Source organism: Pseudoxanthomonas sp. JC1303 (genome assembly GCF_058448525.1).
The window spans coordinates 816,856-834,311 of sequence record NZ_CP185958.1; the positions used below are offsets into that span (position 1 = coordinate 816,856).

The window sequence follows — 17,456 nt, forward strand, 5'->3', positions numbered from 1 at the left end:
GCGCGCCGATGCTGCGCATCGGTCCCCTGCGCTCCTCGCCAAGCAGGGCACGGCGCCCAAACTCGCTTCGCTCAAACAAGGGCGCCTCTTCGGCCCTGCTTGGCTGCGGTGCTCGGCGCGCTTTACGGCTCGGTCAGGTGAAGCAAAAGCAAGGGCAATGCAACAGCAACAGCAACAGCAACAGCGCAAGCAAACGCAAAAAGCAGCCGCAAAACCCGCCTGCGCCCGGCAGGCTAAAATAGCGGGATGAATTTCGATATCCGCGCCGTCACCCTGGACCTGGACGACACCCTGTGGCCGTTCGCGCCGATCGGGGCGCGCATCGAGCAGGCCCTGCATGCCTGGCTCGAAACCCATAGCCCGGCCACCGCCGCGCAGTTTCCCATCGAGGTGATGCGCGAGGTCCGCGAACGGGTGTTTGCCGACAATCCGCACCTGCTGCACGACCTGTCGGCCATGCGCCGGCTCACCCTGGAACACGCGCTGCGCGAGAGCGGTGCCGACCTGGCCCTGCTGGACCCCGCCTACGAGGTGTTCTATGCCGAACGCAATCGTGTGGAGTGCTACCCCGATGCGGTACACGCCCTGGAACGCATCGCCGCGCGGCTGCCGGTGGCGGCGCTGACCAACGGCAATGCCGACCTGGCGCGCTGCGGGCTGGACCAACACTTCGTGTTCCAGCTGGGCGCACGCGAGCATGGCGCGGCCAAGCCGGAGGCCAGCATCTTCCATGCGGCCTGCACGCAGCTGGCATTGCCACCAGAGCAGGTGCTGCACGTGGGCGACCACATGCTGATGGACGTGGCCGGCGCGGCGCGCGCGGGCCTGCGCGCGTGCTGGCTCAACCGCATCGGCGCACAGTGGAGCATCGATGACGTGCAGCCGGACCTGGAGTTCACCACCCTCACCGCGCTGGCCGACTGGCTCGACGCCCACCTGGATACCAAGGACACCGCTGCCGCATGAGCCAGACCGCCTTCATCGAGGACACCGCCACCGCCTGCCTGCCGCTGCACGTGCTGCAGCGCGAGCAGTTCCAGGACTGGTGCGCGACCCAGCCCGGCGCGACCGTGGCCTGGCTGCAGGCGCAGGGCTTCAACGCGGCCCCGGGCACGCTGGCCCTGCTGCCCGGCGCGGATGGCCTGGCCGGCGCGGTGCTGGCCATCGGCGATGCCGCCGATCCGCTGTCCTATGGCCATGCGCCGATGGGGCTGCCGCCGGGCAGCTGCTGGCGGGTCGAGGGGAGCGTGCTCTCCGACGAAGCGCGCGCGGCGCTTGAACTGGGCTGGGGCCTGGGCGCGTATCGCTTCGATCGCTACAAGACCCCGCTGCGCGCACCGGCGCTGCTGCAGGTCGCCGCTGGCGCAAGCCGCACCCGGGCGCTGCTGGCCGCGTGCCTGCGGGTGCGCGACCTGGTCAACACGCCCACCGAAGATATGGGCCCGGCCGACCTGGAAGCGGTGGTCCGCCAGATCGGCGCCGACCACGCCGCGCAGGTGGAGGTGATCGAAGGCGCCGATCTGCTGGCGCGCAACTTCCCCGCCATCCACGCGGTCGGCCGCGCCTCGCATCGCGCGCCGCGCCTGATCGCGCTGCGCTGGGGCACCGAAGACGCGCCCAAGGTCACCCTGGTCGGCAAGGGCGTGTGCTTCGACACCGGCGGGCTGGACATCAAGCCGGCCGACGGCATGCGCAACATGAAGAAGGACATGGGCGGCGCGGCGCATGCGATCGCGCTGGCCGAGCTGGTCATGGACCAGCAGTTGCCGGTGCGGCTGACCCTGCTGGTGCCGGCGGTGGAGAACGCCATCGGCCCGGACGCCTTCCGTCCCGGCGAGGTGATCGCCACCCGCGCCGGCATCAGCGTGGAGATCGACAATACCGACGCCGAAGGCCGGGTGATCCTGTGCGATGCGCTGGCCTATGCCGGCGAGGACCAGCCCGAGCTGCTGCTGGACTTCGCCACGCTCACCGGCGCGGCGCGCATCGCGCTGGGGCCGGAGCTGCCGGTGTTGTTCTCCAACGACGATGCGCTGGCCAACGCCTGGCTGGCGGCGGGCGAGCAGACCCGCGATCCGCTGTGGCGCCTGCCGCTATGGCGTCCTTACCTGCGCTACCTCACCAGCCATGTGGCCGACCTGGCCAATGCCGGCTCGCGCATGGCCGGCGCGGTGACCGCGGCGCTGTACCTGGAGCGCTTCGTCCCGGCCGGGACGCCGTGGGCGCATCTGGACGTGTATGCATGGAACGACGGCGATCGCCCGGGCCGCCCGGCCGGCGGCGAGGCCATGGCCCTGCGTGCGGCCTTCGAGATGCTGCGCGCCCGTTACGCGGGCTGATCGTCCACGGCGATGCGCAAGGATTTTTGGAAAGCTCAGCCGCCCCCGGCAGGGCATTCGGGAACGGCGCGATCGGACTCAGCTGGCGCCCGTGCTACTGGAAGGAGTCACCAGGGTGTGGACCGAATGACCGCTCTCAACCCGGTTACGGCCACGCGCCTTGGCTCGGTACAAGGCCCGGTCGGCGTGGCTGACCAAGCTCTCCGGGTCGCCACCATCAGCCGGGAAACAGGCCAAGCCGATGGACACCGTCACCGCCGGCAGATCCTTGCCCAGGTGCTGGACGCGCAAGGCATGCACGGCCTCGCGAATCTGCTCTGCCCGCTCCAGGGCCGCCTGCGGTGAGGCTTCGGGCAAGATCAGGGTGAACTCTTCGCCACCGTAACGGCAGGCGATGTCTTCCTGGCGCGAGAGCGTCTGCAGGAGTTGACCGAAACCGGCCAGCAGCGCGTCGCCGCCCGGATGGCCATGGGTGTCGTTGAAGCGCTTGAAGTGGTCCACATCCAGCATCATCACCGCCAGCGGCAAGTTGCGGCGCTCGCAGCGGGCCAGCTCACGCGACAACGATTCCTCCAGATAGCGACGATTGAACAAGCCGGTCAGCGGTTCACGGATGGACTGGATGCGCAGGCGGTCCTGCAACTGCAGGTTGGATAGCGCCATGGCCAGCTGTTCGGCGACGGTTTCGATCAGCTGGACGCGGCCCAGAAACTCGCTGTCGTTTGCCGATACATACAGGAAGCCCAACTGATTGCCCTGTGCATTGAGCGGGATGCAGGCGGTGGCTCCTTCGGTGGATTCGATGTGCTTGCAGCGCACCGTATCGGCTGGACCGTGAGCCAACTGCGACTGGCCGCGACGCAAGGCCCAGCAGTGCTCGTGTGGCAGCATCTGCGCGCTGGGCACCACATGCTCGCCCCATTGCGCCATGGCTTCGGCGTAATCCTGCGAGGCGCGGATGCGGTAGATCGTGCCGCCGGTGCCGGGCAGCAGCCGCGTCATCAGCTGGATGGTCAGGTCCAGGGCTTCTTCGGGCCGCACGCAGCTTTGCAGCATGCTGGCGAAATGACTCAGTTCACGCAGGTCGGCGCCGGTGTGCTCCAGCTCCTCCACCGTGCTGATCAGGCGCGCGTTGCTGGCGATGGTTTCGCGTTCGGCCTGGTCGCGGCCGCGGATCTCGCGCAGCATCAGGACATACACCATCGCGATCACCGCGATGCCGGCAGGAATCCCCGCCAGGGCCAAGGCCCTGAGCAGCATCGCGCTACGGTCACTGGAAGCCGCACGTCCCCGCAACAGCTCGCGCTCGGCCTGGCGGGCCGTTCGCATCTGGACACGGATGGCGTCGGAGGTGGCCTGGGCGTTGGCCCCGATGGCCTGCTGTGCGGCGGTCTGTCCCTGGGTCTGATAGACGTCCAGCACCTGGTCGGTCTGGCGCAGGCGCTGATCGATCAGGGCGCGCAGATCGCGGACCCGCCCAAGTTGCTCGGGATTGTCCCGGATCAGCCGTTCAAGTTCGGCGAACTGATCCGGCAGCTGGCTTTTCCCCAGCCGATAGCTCGCCAAGTAGTCCACCTGCCCGGTCAGCAGGAAGCCACGCTGGGCCGACTCGGCATCGCGCAGTCGCGCTTCGATTTCGTCGATCCGTGCAATCACTTCGTTGGTGTGCGACACCCACCGGGCATCCTCGGCGAAGCGCTCGGTGCCACGCAGGATGCCCAGACCGACGACCACGAAGATGGCCGTGGCCAGCAGCGGGCCAACCTGATTGGTGATACGACGAAGAGAGATCATGAAAACGTCTTTGCAAAGCGTGTGCCAATTTTAGGGCGGCGCCGGCGCGCTGGGCTCGGAACAAACCGGCGCTGCATCACTGTTTCCGCAGAAAAACGCTTTCAGAGCCAGCCCTTCTGCCGGGCCAGGCGATAGGCCTCGATGCGATTGCCGACCCCCAGCTTGCTGATCGCTTCGGACAGGTAGTTGCGCACGGTGCCGTGCGAGAGGTGCAGGCGGATGGCGATCTCCGCGGCGGTCAGGCCCTCGCCGGCCAGGCGCAGGGCCTGGCGCTCGCGTTCGCTCAAGGGATCGGTTTCCGACCAGGCTTCCAGCGCGAGTTCCGGGGCGATGGCACGGCCGCCGCGATGCACGCTGCGCAGCGCATCGGCCAGGTGCTCGGGCGGCGCGTCCTTGAGCAGGTAGCCGGCCACGCCGGCATCCAGCGCGCGGCGCAGGAAGCCGGGCCGGGCGAAGGTGGTGACGATCACCACGCGGGTGGGCAGTGCATGGCGCTGCACCCGCTGGGCCAGCTCCAGGCCGGACAGCCCCGGCATCTCGATGTCGGTGACCAGCACGTCTGGCCGCAGACGCTGCAGCTCACGCCAGGCCGCCTCGCCATCGGCCGCCGCCCCCAGCACGTCGATGTCTGCTTCCAGGCCCAACAGTGCAGCCAGTGCGCCGCGGACCATGGCTTGGTCCTCGGCCAGCAGGACGCGGATCACGGGGTGTTTTGGGTCGGCGGCATGGTCAGGATTCTAGAGCGCGAATGCGCGGCTTGAGGCTTCTGTGGGAGTCGCCATGGCGACGATGAGCTTTAGCCGGGTAGCTTCATCGCCGCCATGGCGGCGCCCACGGCATGGTTTGCGGCAACCGGTGCCGGCCGTGGCACCCGCGCGAGGACCGTGGTGCCGCTGCCGCGCGCACCTTCGACCTGCAGCGTGCCGCCCAGCGCCTGCACGCGGGCGCGCATGCCGTCCAGGCCGTTGCCCGGCACCATGTCACCTCCGCGGCCGTCGTCGTGGATGCGCAGCGACAGGGCCGCGTCGTCGCCCGCCACGGCGATCTGCACCGCACGCGCCTGTGCGTGTCGCTGCACGTTGGTCACCGCCTCGCGCAGGACCAGGGCGAAGGCGGTTTCCACCGCGGGCGGTAGCGGCACGTCGTCGACGTGGTAGCGCAACACCACGCCACAGGATTCCAGCAGCAGCCGGGCTGAAGCCAGCTCGGCCGCCAGCTCGGCCGACCGGATGCCGCTGACCGCGCGCCGCACCTGGGCCAGTGCCTCGCGCGAAACACCGCTGACCTCAAGCATCTCGCGCCGTGCGGCGTCCGGATCGCGCTCGACCAGGCGCACGGCCAGGTCGGACTTCAACGCCACCAGCGAGAGCGTGTGGCCGAGCAGATCGTGCAGGTCGCGGCCGATGCGCTCGCGCTCGGCCACCGCGGCCAGGCGCCGCACCTCCTCGTGGCTCAGGCGCAGGGCGGCGTCCTTGTGCCGGTTGAGCTGTTGCACGCCGATCACCGCACCAGTCCCCAGGACCGAAATCGGCAACCACACCAGCATCTGCCACGGATACCCCAGCCACAAGGCACAGGCCAGGAATGCCAGGTTGAGCAGGATCAGCAGGCCGAGGTAGCGGCGCAGCGAATGCGGCCCGTCGATGGACAAGCTCAGGCAGCCGAACACGAAGTAGCTGATGCCCGAGGGATACACCGGCAGCAGGGCGACGCTCATCACGATCATCGCCAGCGCATAGCGATTGCTGGTGCGCCGCGAACGCAGCAGGGTCATCGCATACAGGAACAGGAACGTGGGATAGGACAGCAACGTCCACCCTGCCCAGGACAGGTTATAGCCGCCATTTCCGAACAGCGGCACCACGAACACCCAGGCCGACCACAGCAGGTGCACCGCCTCGGTCCAGGGCGACTTGCCCTGGCGCATGCGCTCGGCGGCATCGGAGTCGGCGTCCGGGGTGAACCAGGCGAGCAGCGGGCGAGGAATCATGGCGAAGGACGCACGGGCATGCGCCGATCTTGCCACCCAGATGCAGGCCACGCGCGCGCGGCGCTCATGCGCGCTGCAGCCGGCGCCGGGCCAGGCCTAAGCAGGCAGCGGTCACCACGATCAGCACCAGCACATGTAGCCAGGCCGGGTGCCCCCCGTCCTGGCCCACCACTTTCAACGCCAGCTGGCCCAGATGCCAGGCCGGCCAGAGCGGTGCGATCTGGCCGAAGAAGGGCGGCAACACCGACAGCGGCAGCCACAGGCCCGACAGCAGCGCCAGCGGCAGGTAGACCAGATTGACCACCGCCGGTGCGCCACTGCCGCTGACCAGCGTGCCGATCAGCAGACCCATCGCGCAGAACGGCAGCACGCCCAGCACGTCGATCGCCAGCAACGTGGCCATCTGCGCCAGCGACAACTGCACGCCGCCCAACATGCGCCCGGCCAGCATCAGCAACACGCCGATGCAGGTGGCAAACAACATCGCCATGACCATCTTGGCGGCCAGCGGCGCACCGGCCGGGACCGGCAATGCGCGCTTGAGGCTCAGCAGGCCGCGTTCGCGATCCAGCGCCAGGCTGACGCCGAAGCCGAACAGCCCCGGCCCCATCACCCCGAACACGCTGTAGCTGGCCATCAGGTAGCGGCTGGCGTCGGGGTTGGCGCGATTGAGCAGCACGCCGAACAGCAGGTAGAACATCAGCGGAAAGATCAGCGTCGGCAGCGCGAACGAGGGCGTGCGCAGCAGGCGCAGGCATTCGTAGCGCGCCTCGTGCAGGTATAGGCGCAGCGTGGAGGATACGTTGGGGACGATGGCGTTCATGCGGCCTCCCGGGTGATGGCGAGAAATGCGTCGGCCAGGCCGGCGCGTTGGATTTCCAGGTCGCACAGCTGTGGATCGTCGTGCAGCAGGCGGGCGACCACCGCTTCGGCCGGTTCGGCGTGGATCTCCAGCACCGCGCCGTCGCGGCGCGCGGCGCGCACGCCGGGCCAGTGCAACACCGCTTCGGGGTTGATGTCCGTCTGCGCGCGGATGCAGCGCTGCAGCACCCGGGCACGGATCTGGGCCACGCTGCCCTGGGCCACGATGCGCCCGGCTTGCAGGACGACCACTTCGTCGGCCAGGGCCTCGGCTTCCTCCAGGTAGTGGGTGGTCAGCAGCACCGCGCAACCCGCAGTGGCCAGGGTGCGGATGGCGGCCCACAGCTGCTGCCGCGCCTCGATGTCCAGGCCCGTCGTGGGCTCGTCGAGAAACAGCACCTGCGGCCGGCCACAGATGGCCAGGGCGAACTGCACCCGCCGCTGCTGCCCTCCGGAGAGTTGGCCGTAGCGACGCCGCAGCAGGCCATCGAGCCCGGCCATGCCCACGCAGTCGGCCACGCTCAGCGGGGCGGCGTAGTAGCCGCGCACCTGGGCGAGCAGTTCGCCCACGCACAGGGTGTCGGGCAGCGCGGCCTGCTGCAGCATCACCCCGACCGCCCGACGCGCGGCCAGTTGATCGGGGGGCCGGCCGCACAGGCACGCCTGCCCGGCATCTGGCTGTTGCAGGCCCAACAGCAGGGACACCGCCGTGCTCTTGCCCGCGCCGTTGGGGCCCAACAGCGCGAGCACGCGCCCGGGTTCCAACGCCAGGTCCAGCCCGTCGAGCGCCAGCTGCGCGCCGTAGCGCTTGTGCACCGCGGACAGGCGGGCCGGTGAAGCGGTCATCTCGATCGGGGACATGGACGTATCTGCGGTTACCGGACGATGCGGGTAGCCTGCGCCCCGGGGAAGGGGTGACATCAGTGCAGGCCATCATCCAATCGAGATGACAGCTGTCACTGGCCCGCGCACGGGCCGCTGCGCATCCTGATGCCCGACATGTTGTGACTTCCGGCAACTTGGTGCGAACCATCCGGTCGGTCACATTCCTGCTTCGACGACGTCATCCATGGACCTATGAACGCTTCCGCCGAACTGTTGAAAGAGCTACGCATCGACCGCGGCAAGGCGCCGCCCCCGCCCTCGCGCAAGGGGCTGTGGATCACGCTCGTGGTCCTGGTGGTGCTGGCGCTGCTGGCGGCCATCGCCTGGTGGATGCTGGGCCGGGCCAAGCCGGTCCCGGTGCGCACCGCAACGGTGGTGGCCATGGGCAGCGGCGGGTCGCAGTCCGCCTCGGTGCTCGATGCCACCGGCTATGTGGTGGCGCGGCGCATCGCCACGGTCTCGGCGCAGATCACCGGCCGCGTGGAAGAGGTGATGATCGAGGAAGGCCAGCACGTGGAGGAAGGCCAGGTCCTGGCCCGCCTGGACCCTATCAACGCGGACGCCGAGCAGCGCCTGGCGCGTTCGCAGATGGCCTCGGCGCAGAGCCAGGTGCAGAACGTGCAGGCCCAGCTCACCCAGGCCCAGGCCGAGGCCGGACGCCTGCAGTCGCTGGTCAAGCAGCAGTTGGTCTCGCGCTCGCAGTACGACCAGCAGGTCGCCACGCGCGATGCGCTACGCGCCCAGCTGGAAACCGCGCGCCGCAACGTGCAGGTCGCGCGTGACCAGCTGAAGATCTCCGACATCGGCAAGGACTACACCGTGGTGCGCGCGCCGTTCTCCGGGGTGATCACCGCCAAGGCCGCCCAACCTGGCGAGATCGTCTCGCCGCTGTCGGCCGGCGGCGGCTTCACCCGCACCGGCATCGGCACCATCGTGGACATGGACTCGCTGGAGGTCGAAGTGGACGTCGGCGAGGCCTACATCGGCCGCGTGCAGCCCAAGATGCCGGTGGAAGCCACGCTCAACGCTTACCCGGACTGGAAGATCCCGGCCGAGGTCATCGCGGTGATCCCCACCGCCGACCGCGGCAAGGCCACGGTCAAGGTGCGCATCGCCCTGAAGGTGAAGGACCCGCGCATCGTCCCGGAGATGGGCGTGAACGTGAGCTTCCTGGAAGCCGCGCCAAAGCAGCAGGACGCCGTCCCGCAGGGCGTGCGCGTGCCGGCCGCCGCGGTCACCGAGCGCGATGGCGCGCCGGCCGCATTCGTGGTGAACGCAGACAAGGTGGAGCAGCGCACGCTCAAGGCGGGCGCCACGCTCGCCAACGACCGCCAGATCCTCGGCGGCCTGCAGGCGGGCGAAACCGTGGTCCTGGACCCACCGCCGACACTCAAGGACGGCGACGCGGTGGACACCACCGCCGGCGCCGACACGTAACCATCGCGCCATTGCGCGGCGCCAGGATGTCGAGGCGCCGCATGTTCGACCGTCGTTCGTAACGCAGCAGTCGCGCCGGAGTCGGACCTTCCGTGCGCATGCCGTCCTTCCGATCGGGCCCGTCCACCCGAGCAGACCGCACGAGGCAACGCCATGACGTCCCTGGTTTCCATCCGCAACCTCACCAAGACCTACCAGCGTGGCCCGGAAAAGGTGCACGTGCTGCATGGGCTGGATCTGGACATCGCCGCCGGCGACTTCGTCGCGCTGATGGGGCCTTCCGGCTCGGGCAAGACCACCCTGCTCAACCTGATCGGCGGGCTGGACACGGCCAGCGATGGCCAGATCGAGATCGACGGCCAGCATCTGGAATCCATGTCCGCCGGGCAACTGGCGCAGTGGCGCAGCGACCACGTCGGCTTCGTGTTCCAGTTCTACAACCTGATGCCGATGCTGACCGCGCAGAAGAACGTCGAGCTGCCGCTGCTGCTCACCCATCTGTCCGGCGCCCAGCGCAAGCGCAACGCCGAAATCGCGCTCACCCTGGTGGGCCTGGCCGACCGCAAGTCGCACAAGCCCAACGAATTGTCCGGCGGCCAGCAGCAGCGCGTGGCCATCGCCCGCGCCATCGTCTCCGACCCCACTCTGCTGATCTGCGACGAGCCCACCGGCGACCTGGACCGCAACAGCGCCGAGGAGATCCTGGGCCTGCTGCAGATGCTCAACCGCGAGCACGGCAAAACCATCGTGATGGTCACCCACGACCCCAAGGCGGCCGAGTACGCCAGCCACACCCTGCACCTGGACAAGGGCGTGCTGGTCGAACAGCCCACCCACGCGTAAGGAGCCGGCCATGAAATACCTGCACCTGGTCTGGGCCGCGCTGCTGCGGCGCAAGACCCGCACGATCCTCACGCTGGTCTCGATCCTGGCGGCGTTCCTGCTGTTCGGCCTGCTCAACGGCGTGCGCGAGAGCTTCGCCCAGGCCGGCCAGAGCGCGCTGGGCGCCAAGCGCCTGCAGACCGGTTCGCGCCTGTCCTTCATCGATACCTTGCCGCTGTCGCTCAACGACCGCATCGCGCGGGTCGACGGGGTGACCAAGGTGACCTACGCCAACTGGTTCGGCGGCGCCTACCAGGACGCGCGCAACCAGATCTTCAGCTTTGCGGTGGCCCCCAACTACCTGGACCTGTATCCGGAGATCGAGGTCGATCCGGCCCAGCGCGAGGCTTTCGCCAACACCCGCACCGGCATCCTGGTCGGGCAGGCGTTGATGAAGCGCTTCAACTGGAAGGTCGGGCAGAAGATCCCGCTGATCTCGACCATCTTCCCCAACAGTGACGGCAGCAAGAACTGGGCGTTCGACATTGTCGGCGTCATGCGCGGCGCCGAGAGCAGCACCTCGGGCTGGGACGACCAGATGATCCTGATGCACTACAAGTACTTCGAGGAGTCCTCGCCCTACGTCGACGGCGACGTGGGCTGGTACGTGGCCGGCGTGGCCGATCCCAACCAGGCCGATCGCGTGGCCAAGGCCATCGACGCGCTGTCGGTCAACTCCGACCACGAGACCAAGACCCAGACCGAGTCGGCGGCGATGGCCTCGTGGATGAAGCAGACCGCCGACATCGGCCTGATCGTCGGCTCGATCATGGGCGCGGTGTTCTTCACCCTGCTCCTGCTGACCGGCAACACCATGGCCCTGGCCGTGCGCGAGCGCACCGCCGAGTTGGCCGTGCTCAAGGTGCTCGGTTTCCGCGATGGTGCGGTGCTGGCCCTGGTGCTGGCCGAGTCGGTGCTGCAGGTGGTGCTGGGCGGGGTGATCGGACTGGGCATCGCCGCCGTGCTGGGCCCGATCCTGACTGCCGGCAGCGGCGGGATGCTCAACCTGCCGCCAGTCGGCCTGCACAGCTGGGCGCTGGGCCTGTCGCTGATGGTGGGCATCGGCCTGCTGGTCGGCCTGCTGCCCGCGCTGCGCGCCGGGCGTTTGAACATCGTCGATGCCCTGGCCGGGCGCTGAGGAGACCTGACATGCGCTTCCTGAAATCCTTTGCTCGCGGCGTGGGGCTGTTCGTCGTCGTTCTTGTCGGCCTGGCGGCCTGGCTGGGCCTGCCGTGGTTCGTGCTGCTGGCGCTGGCGGTGGTGTTCGCCGCGTGGATGCTGCTGACCCGACGCGGCCGCCAGGCCGGCTCGGTCACCCAAGTCGGGCTGAGCACGCTGCGCGAGCGCATCGGCTCCTCGGCGGTGATCGTGGTCGGCATCGCCGGCGTGGTCGCGGTGCTGGTGGCGCTGCTGGCCATGGCCGAGGGCTATCGCGCCACGCTGCGCGCCAGCGGCAGCGAGGACACGGCGATCGTGCTGCGCGGCGCGTCCTCGGCCGAGGTGATGTCCACGCTCTCGCATGATGCGGTCAACCAGATTGCGCAGGCACCGGGCGTGGCGCGCAGTGCCGACAACCAGCCGCTGGTCTCGCCCGAACTGGTGGTCGCGGCCAACCTGCCACTGCGCAAGGGAGGGCCGGACGAAACCGGCAGCGTGCAGTTGCGCGGCGTCGGCCCGGCCGCCTGGACCGTGCGCCCCAACGTCAAGGTCGTGGAGGGCGGCAAGTTCACGCCCGGGCGGCGCGAGCTGATGGCCGGCGTCGGTGCCCAGCGCCAGTTCAAGGGGCTGGAACCGGGCAAGCAGATCCGCCTGGGCAGCCAGCTGTGGACGGTGACCGGCATCTTCCGCGCCGGCGATGCCAGCGACTCGGAACTGTGGGCCGATGCCGAAGTGGTGGCCACCACTTACCGCCGCGGCAGCACCCGGGCCTCGGTCACCGCCAAGCTGACCAGCCCGCAGGCCTTCGCCGGGTTCAAGGCGGCACTGGCCGCCAACCCGCAGCTGGACGTGGAGGCCGACACCACGCTGGACTACTACAGCAAGCAGTCCCAGCAGATGACCACCATCATCCGCATCATCGGCATGGTGGTGGGCGCGATCATGGGCGTCGGCGCGGTGTTCGGCGCGCTCAACACCATGTTCGCCACCGTCGCCGCGCGCGCCCGCGAAATCGCCACCCTGCGCGCCATCGGCTTCCGCGGCCTGCCGGTGGTGGTGGCGGTGATGCTGGAGACCATGCTGCTGGCCCTGCTCGGCGGCGTGCTCGGCGGCGTGCTGGCCTGGGTGATCTTCAACGGCTTCACCGCCTCCACTCTGGCCGGCGGCGTAGGCCAGCTGACCTTCGCCTTCGACGTGTCTCCAGCGGTGCTGTGGACCGGCATCAAGTGGGCGCTGGCGATCGGCTTCGTCGGCGGTCTGTTCCCCGCCCTGCGCGCCGCGCGTCAGCCGATCACCGTGGCCCTGCGCGAGGTCTGAGCCACCCTCGCCGCGCGCCTGCCAGGCACACGCGCTGGCAGGCGCCACCGGTCGGCGCAGGTTGCAGGTGTCATGACATTGTCATGCCGGTGCGATAGCGCCATCACCGGCACACCGCTAGCCTGCCGGGCCATCCTGTCGTCTCCACGCCGATGTCCCGCCTGTTCCTGCTGGTCTGCGTCTGCTGCATCGTGCTGGCCGCCTGCATCCCGCCCACATCCACCTCACTGAGTGAACGCCTCGTCGCCCCCGGCGGCGTGTCGCCACTGCTGGATGGCGCACGCGTGGAAAGCCTGATGGCGCGGCTGCCCACCCGCAGCGGCCGGCTGGCCGGCGCGGGCGATGTCCCGATCTTCTGGCGGGCGCTGGATCCGGGCGACTACGCGCTGGACTACCGCTACACGGGCAATCCCGATGGCACGGCGCTGCAGCAGGTGGCCTTCGGCATCGGCTTCAAGACCCCTGGCAGCCACCCGCCGCCGCGCGGCACCGTGGTCCTGCTGCACGGCTGGATGATGGATGGCGACTCGCTGATGCCCTGGGCGCTGCAGCTGGCCCAGGCCGGGTATCGCACCATCACTCTGGATCTGCGCAACCACGGTCGCTCCGGCCGCGGGCCGACCGGCTACGGCACGCGCGAGGGCGAGGACGTGGCCAAGGTGGTCGGCGAGCTGCGCGCGCGCGGCGAGATCAGCGGGCCGCTGTATCTGTTCGGTGTGTCTTACGGTGCGGCCACGGCGATCTTCGCCGCGCACGACCTGGGCCATCAGGTGGCGGGCGTGGTGGCGATGGAATCCTTCGCCAACGCCGGACGCGGTATCCGCGACATGGTCCCGCACATGCTCAGCGCGCGCCCGGACACCTGGAAGACGGCCGCCGCGACCCTGGTCGCGCAGGCCACCTACGGCCGCCAGGATCTGGACGCAGTGATCGCCGCGGCCGATGCACAACTCAACCTGGATCTGGACAGCGTGGACGTGGCCACGGCCCTGCGCGCCACCCCGGCCTGCGTGTTGCTCATCCACGGGCGCAACGACCACCACATCCCGGTCGCGCATGGCCGCACGCTTGCCGAGGCCGCGCCGCGTGACCGTTACATCGAGGTCCCGGGTGAAACCCATCTGAGTCTGCCGATGCGCCTGGATCGCCTGGCGCCCACGGTGGATGCGTGGTTCGCGCAGACCGCCGATGCGCCGTCGCAATGCCCGCGCGCAGGCACCACGCTGCCCTCGCCTGCCTCCGGCCTGGTGGCGCGCGCCGCGCACTGACCACCGTCCAGGCCGTGTCGCGAGCGCGGCGCGGTGGCTAGACGCTGGCGCGGTCGATCAAGCCCCGTTGCGCGGCCAGGTCCAGATCGGGGGGCGTATCCAGGTCCATGCACAGCTGCGGCGCCACGACCATGCCGGCGCACGCGGGCGGCATGGCGTTGAGGAGTTCGCGCAGTCCGGCATCGCCCTGGGGATCGGCCTGGCGCAGCTGCGCCAGGGACACCACGGCGGGGATGCCGATCCGCGCGCCGTGGACGATGCCGGCACAGCCCGCCGGCGCCTGCGCGGCGGCATGCAGGAGCGCGGTCAAATGGTCGACCTCCAGTGCGGGCTGATCGCAGGCCAGCAGCAGGCAGCCGGTGGCCGGGTCCTGTTCTTCGGCCAGGGCGGCACGCGCGGCCAGGACGCTGCTGGACAGGCCATCGCGCCAGCGCGGGTTGACCACCACCTGCACATCGTCGGCCCGGACCAGGCCGACGATCTCGGCGGCGCGTGCGCCGACCACCAGCAGCAGGCGCCGGGGTGAGGTGGCCCGCGCCAGGCGCAGCGCGCGGTTCACCAGCGTTTCGCCGTCACGTCGGATCAACTGCTTGGGACGTCCCAGGCGGCGGCTGCCACCGGCTGCGAGCACGATGGCGACATGACCGCTCACGCCACGCGCCCGTGGTGCCAGGCCTGCAGCTGCGCGGCGATGCTCAGGGCGATGGCCTGTGCCCCACGCCCCCCCAGGTCCATGCCGACCGGCGAGCGCAGGCGCTTGCCCAGGGCCGACACCGCCGCGGCTGGCAGCAGCCGGAACAGGTCGTCCCGGCGACGGCGCGGACCGAGCAGGCCGATGAAGGGAATATCGGACGCCGCCAGCGCCTCCAGCGCCTCGCGATCCAGTTCGAAATTGTGGTGCATCACCAGCGCCGCATCGGCGCCGGCGACCGATGGCTGCATCACGCCGGCCGCAGGTGTCCTGGCTTCCCAGTGATCGGGCATCGGGGTGACGCCGGTGTCCGGGGACCAACGCGGACGACGCTCGACCAGGGTGACGACCCAGCCGGCGTCGCGCAGCAACGGCAACAGCCAGGGGGTCTCCGGCCCGGCGCCGAACAGCACCATGCGCGGGGGCGCCTTGAGCAACAGACGCACGCCGGCCTGAACCTGGTCCGGCACCGGTGTACTTGGGAGACGCCAGTCGGTCTGGCCCAGCCCCAGCGCGATGCGCTGCTCGCCGACGCCGCGCAGGGTCAGCTCCAGGTCCGTCCCGTCGCGCCACGCCGCCACCGCGCGCGTCCAGCCCGGTAGCCAGGCCAGCGGCAGCAGCGCCAGCAGCAACCGCCCACGACACCCCACCGCCGAGCCGGAGAGCAGATCCTCATCCGCGCGGGTGTCCAGTTCCATCCAGTCCACTTGACCGGCCTGTGCAGCGGCCAGTGCTCTGGTCTCGATCTCCGGTTCCAGGCAGCCGCCGCTCAGCCAGCCCACCTGACCGCCCTGCCCGTCGAACAGTGCCATCGCCCCGGCCCGCACATAGGTCGAGCCCTCGGTGTCCACCACCAAGGCCAGCGCCGCGTGGGCATCGTCGGCCGACGCGGCCGCTTCCATCACGGTGCGATGTACGTCGGCCACCGGGGGGGCGATGGGAATCACGTCATCCTTCATGGTCCGCATGGTGCCCGCCCGAACCTCAGGGCGCTGTGACGCTGCCAGTCTCAGGTCCGCACACGACGGGCCCGCAGCAGGGTATCGCCGATGAACGCCACCAGCCCGATCCAGATCAGGACGAAGCCGATGGCCCGCGCCGCGCCGAAGGGCTCCCCGAACACCACCACCCCAAGCAGCAGTTGCAACGTCGGCGCGATGTACTGCAACAGCCCCACCAATGACAACGGAATGCGTCGCACACCGTAGGCGAAGCCGACCAGCGGCCCGGCCGTGATCACGCCCCCCAGGACCAGCAGCAGGTCCGTGCCCAGGCCCCAGCCGGCATGGAAACCACCCCCGTGCCCGGCCTCGCCCCAGGCCACCAGCCCGAGCGCCGGCAGCAGCAGGTACAGGCTTTCCAGGCCCAGGCCCGGCACCGCGTCCACCTGCACCAGCTTGCGCAGCAGGCCGTAGGCACCAAAGGAGGTCGCCAGGCCGATCGCGATCCACGGTGCCCGTCCGGTCTGCCAGGTCAGCCATGCCACGCCCAGCCCGGCCAGCACCACCGACACCCATTGCAGCCGGGTCAGCCGCTCGCCCAGCACCAGCACCCCCAGCAGCACGCTCACCAGCGGATTGATGAAGTAACCCAGGCTGCTTTCCACCACATGACCGTTGTTCACCGCCCAGATGTACAGCCCCCAGTTGAAGCTGATCAACACGCTGCTGGCCGCCAGCGTGGGCAGCGCACGCGGCTGGGCGGCGATCCGCCGCAGCCACCCACCCCCTTGGCGCAGCATCAGCCATCCGACCACCAGCACGGCGCTCCACACCACCCGGTGGGCGATGATCTGCAGTGCCGGCACCTCGCGCAGCAGGTGCCAGTACAGCGGAAACAGGCCCCAAGCGACGAACGCAGCGACCGTCGCCGCGACGCCGCGCCGGTCCACGGCCGCGACCACCGTCACTTCCTGCGCACCTTGGCCAGGCTGATCACCACCACGCCGGCCAGGATCACCACCATCGCCCCCAGGTCATGCGCGGTGAAGCGCTCGCCCAGCAGCCAGGCCCCCAACGCCACCGCGATCACCGGATTGACGTAGGCGTAGCTGCCGGCCAATGCCGGACGCACGTGGTGCAGCAGCCATACATAAGCGGTGAAGGCCACGATCGAACCGAACACGGCCAGATAGCCCACGGCCAGCACGCCCTGCAGCGGCGGCGGCCAATGCTGGAACCCCTCGCCGCGCAACGCGCCGACCAGCATCAGCAGGAGCCCGCCACAGAGCATCTGCGCGGCGGCGGTCATCACCGGCGTCGGCAGGTCGCGCCCGCGCGACCACACCGAGCCGAACGCCCAGGCCGCCGGCGCGACCAACAGGCACAGCAGCCCCATCGGACTGCCGGTGAGCGTGCCCCCTGCGTTGAGCCAGACCACGCCGGCAAAGCCGAGCACGATGCCAATCCATTCGGCCCGCGTCGCGCGCTGCCCGCGCAGCATGCCGAACAGTCCCATCCACACCGGCATCGAGGCCACCGCCACGGCCGCCAGCCCGGAAGAGACCGTGGTTTCGGCCAGCACCACCAGGCCGTTGCCCATGCCCAGCAGCAGCGCGCCCATGATCGCCACGTTGCGCCACTGCGCCCGGGTCGGCCCAGCCACGCCACGCCAGCGCAGGACCGCGAACATCAGGCTGCCGGCGACCACGAAGCGCAGCCCCGAGGTCACCAGCAGCGGCGGCATGTGGTGCTCCAGCGCCACCCGGATCCCCAGGTAGGTCGACCCCCAGACCACGTACACCAGCAACAACGCCGTCAGCACGGCAAGACCGGCTCGAGGGGACGGGGCGGTGCTGGAAGCGGGGGGCGACATGGGGGCGGCCGGCGTGGGGG

At 69.8% G+C, this 17,456-nt stretch carries 16 protein-coding genes; 7 read left to right on the top strand and 9 right to left on the bottom strand.

The window, feature by feature from the left end:
- Nucleotides 1-246: 246 nt before the first annotated feature.
- Together ACORQU_RS03720 and ACORQU_RS03725 are read left to right on the top strand one after the other, a co-directional pair.
- The gene (locus ACORQU_RS03720; RefSeq protein ID WP_491643536.1) at nucleotides 247-966 is read left to right on the top strand and encodes an HAD-IA family hydrolase; all 720 of its coding nucleotides are present in this window, start codon (nucleotides 247-249) and stop codon (nucleotides 964-966) included.
- Nucleotides 963-2,339, top strand: coding sequence for a leucyl aminopeptidase family protein (locus tag ACORQU_RS03725; protein WP_491643537.1), 1,377 nt, complete (start codon nucleotides 963-965; stop codon nucleotides 2,337-2,339). The genes ACORQU_RS03720 and ACORQU_RS03725 overlap by 4 nt, the downstream gene beginning before the upstream one ends.
- A 78-nt stretch (nucleotides 2,340-2,417) precedes the next feature.
- Here ACORQU_RS03725 and ACORQU_RS03730 read toward each other — a convergent pair whose 3' ends face one another.
- The 5 genes from ACORQU_RS03730 to ACORQU_RS03750 all read right to left on the bottom strand — a co-directional run bounded on the left by ACORQU_RS03730 (nucleotide 2,418) and on the right by ACORQU_RS03750 (nucleotide 7,845).
- Complete coding sequence (locus ACORQU_RS03730; protein ID WP_491643538.1) at nucleotides 2,418-4,133, bottom strand: diguanylate cyclase; 1,716 nt, start codon at nucleotides 4,131-4,133, stop codon at nucleotides 2,418-2,420.
- A gap of 101 nt (nucleotides 4,134-4,234) precedes the next feature.
- Nucleotides 4,235-4,837, bottom strand: a complete 603-nt coding sequence (locus ACORQU_RS03735) for a response regulator transcription factor (protein ID WP_491643539.1) — start codon at nucleotides 4,835-4,837, stop codon at nucleotides 4,235-4,237.
- Nucleotides 4,838-4,929: 92 nt separating this feature from the next.
- Nucleotides 4,930-6,123: a sensor histidine kinase gene (locus ACORQU_RS03740; protein ID WP_491643540.1), complete on the bottom strand. Its 1,194-nt coding sequence runs from the start codon at nucleotides 6,121-6,123 to the stop codon at nucleotides 4,930-4,932.
- A 64-nt stretch (nucleotides 6,124-6,187) separates the two neighbouring features.
- The gene (locus tag ACORQU_RS03745; RefSeq protein WP_491643541.1) at nucleotides 6,188-6,946 is read right to left on the bottom strand and encodes an ABC transporter permease; all 759 of its coding nucleotides are present in this window, start codon (nucleotides 6,944-6,946) and stop codon (nucleotides 6,188-6,190) included.
- Entirely contained in the window at nucleotides 6,943-7,845 is a 903-nt protein-coding gene (locus ACORQU_RS03750) for an ABC transporter ATP-binding protein (protein ID WP_491643542.1), read from the bottom strand. Before ACORQU_RS03750 ends, ACORQU_RS03745 begins: the two co-directional genes overlap by 4 nt.
- 216 nt (nucleotides 7,846-8,061) lie before the next feature.
- Between ACORQU_RS03750 and ACORQU_RS03755 the strand changes: the two genes are divergently transcribed.
- From ACORQU_RS03755 to ACORQU_RS03775, 5 genes are all read left to right on the top strand, one after another.
- Complete coding sequence (locus ACORQU_RS03755) at nucleotides 8,062-9,306, top strand: efflux RND transporter periplasmic adaptor subunit (RefSeq protein ID WP_491643543.1); 1,245 nt, start codon at nucleotides 8,062-8,064, stop codon at nucleotides 9,304-9,306.
- 153 nt (nucleotides 9,307-9,459) lie between these two features.
- A complete protein-coding gene (locus tag ACORQU_RS03760; RefSeq protein ID WP_491643544.1) occupies nucleotides 9,460-10,149 on the top strand; it encodes an ABC transporter ATP-binding protein in 690 nt (229 codons plus the stop codon).
- Between the two features lie 10 nt (nucleotides 10,150-10,159).
- Nucleotides 10,160-11,326, top strand: coding sequence for an ABC transporter permease (locus tag ACORQU_RS03765; protein WP_491643545.1), 1,167 nt, complete (start codon nucleotides 10,160-10,162; stop codon nucleotides 11,324-11,326).
- Between the two features lie 11 nt (nucleotides 11,327-11,337).
- Nucleotides 11,338-12,663 carry an ABC transporter permease gene (locus ACORQU_RS03770; protein ID WP_491643546.1) on the top strand — a complete coding sequence of 442 codons (1,326 nt, stop codon included), beginning with the start codon at nucleotides 11,338-11,340 and terminating at the stop codon, nucleotides 12,661-12,663.
- A gap of 152 nt (nucleotides 12,664-12,815) precedes the next feature.
- Nucleotides 12,816-13,931: an alpha/beta hydrolase gene (locus ACORQU_RS03775; protein ID WP_491643547.1), complete on the top strand. Its 1,116-nt coding sequence runs from the start codon at nucleotides 12,816-12,818 to the stop codon at nucleotides 13,929-13,931.
- 37 nt (nucleotides 13,932-13,968) lie between these two features.
- On the opposite strand, the gene ACORQU_RS03780 is transcribed toward ACORQU_RS03775, so the two are convergent.
- From ACORQU_RS03780 to yedA, 4 genes are read right to left on the bottom strand one after another with little or no spacing between them, the layout of a single operon-like run.
- Entirely contained in the window at nucleotides 13,969-14,583 is a 615-nt protein-coding gene (locus ACORQU_RS03780) for a nucleotidyltransferase family protein (protein WP_491643548.1), read from the bottom strand.
- Nucleotides 14,580-15,581 (bottom strand): XdhC family protein, encoded by a 1,002-nt coding sequence (locus tag ACORQU_RS03785; protein WP_491643549.1) that lies wholly within the window; start codon nucleotides 15,579-15,581, stop codon nucleotides 14,580-14,582. The genes ACORQU_RS03780 and ACORQU_RS03785 overlap by 4 nt, the downstream gene beginning before the upstream one ends.
- Nucleotides 15,582-15,631: 50 nt before the next feature.
- Nucleotides 15,632-16,531 carry an EamA family transporter RarD gene (gene rarD / locus ACORQU_RS03790; RefSeq protein WP_491643550.1) on the bottom strand — a complete coding sequence of 300 codons (900 nt, stop codon included), beginning with the start codon at nucleotides 16,529-16,531 and terminating at the stop codon, nucleotides 15,632-15,634.
- Nucleotides 16,528-17,436 (bottom strand): drug/metabolite exporter YedA, encoded by a 909-nt coding sequence (gene yedA / locus ACORQU_RS03795; RefSeq protein ID WP_491643551.1) that lies wholly within the window; start codon nucleotides 17,434-17,436, stop codon nucleotides 16,528-16,530. Before yedA ends, rarD begins: the two co-directional genes overlap by 4 nt.
- Nucleotides 17,437-17,456: the final 20 nt, after the last annotated feature.

Coding starts and splice junctions, on each gene's coding strand:
- ACORQU_RS03720 (WP_491643536.1), top strand. CDS start 247: ATGAATTTCGATATCCGCGCCGTCACCCTGGACCTGGACGACACCCTG.
- ACORQU_RS03725 (WP_491643537.1), top strand. CDS start 963: ATGAGCCAGACCGCCTTCATCGAGGACACCGCCACCGCCTGCCTGCCG.
- ACORQU_RS03730 (WP_491643538.1), bottom strand. CDS start 4,133: ATGATCTCTCTTCGTCGTATCACCAATCAGGTTGGCCCGCTGCTGGCC.
- ACORQU_RS03740 (WP_491643540.1), bottom strand. CDS start 6,123: ATGATTCCTCGCCCGCTGCTCGCCTGGTTCACCCCGGACGCCGACTCC.
- ACORQU_RS03745 (WP_491643541.1), bottom strand. CDS start 6,946: ATGAACGCCATCGTCCCCAACGTATCCTCCACGCTGCGCCTATACCTG.
- ACORQU_RS03750 (WP_491643542.1), bottom strand. CDS start 7,845: ATGTCCCCGATCGAGATGACCGCTTCACCGGCCCGCCTGTCCGCGGTG.
- ACORQU_RS03755 (WP_491643543.1), top strand. CDS start 8,062: ATGAACGCTTCCGCCGAACTGTTGAAAGAGCTACGCATCGACCGCGGC.
- ACORQU_RS03760 (WP_491643544.1), top strand. CDS start 9,460: ATGACGTCCCTGGTTTCCATCCGCAACCTCACCAAGACCTACCAGCGT.
- ACORQU_RS03765 (WP_491643545.1), top strand. CDS start 10,160: ATGAAATACCTGCACCTGGTCTGGGCCGCGCTGCTGCGGCGCAAGACC.
- ACORQU_RS03770 (WP_491643546.1), top strand. CDS start 11,338: ATGCGCTTCCTGAAATCCTTTGCTCGCGGCGTGGGGCTGTTCGTCGTC.
- ACORQU_RS03775 (WP_491643547.1), top strand. CDS start 12,816: ATGTCCCGCCTGTTCCTGCTGGTCTGCGTCTGCTGCATCGTGCTGGCC.
- ACORQU_RS03785 (WP_491643549.1), bottom strand. CDS start 15,581: ATGAAGGATGACGTGATTCCCATCGCCCCCCCGGTGGCCGACGTACAT.
- yedA (WP_491643551.1), bottom strand. CDS start 17,436: ATGTCGCCCCCCGCTTCCAGCACCGCCCCGTCCCCTCGAGCCGGTCTT.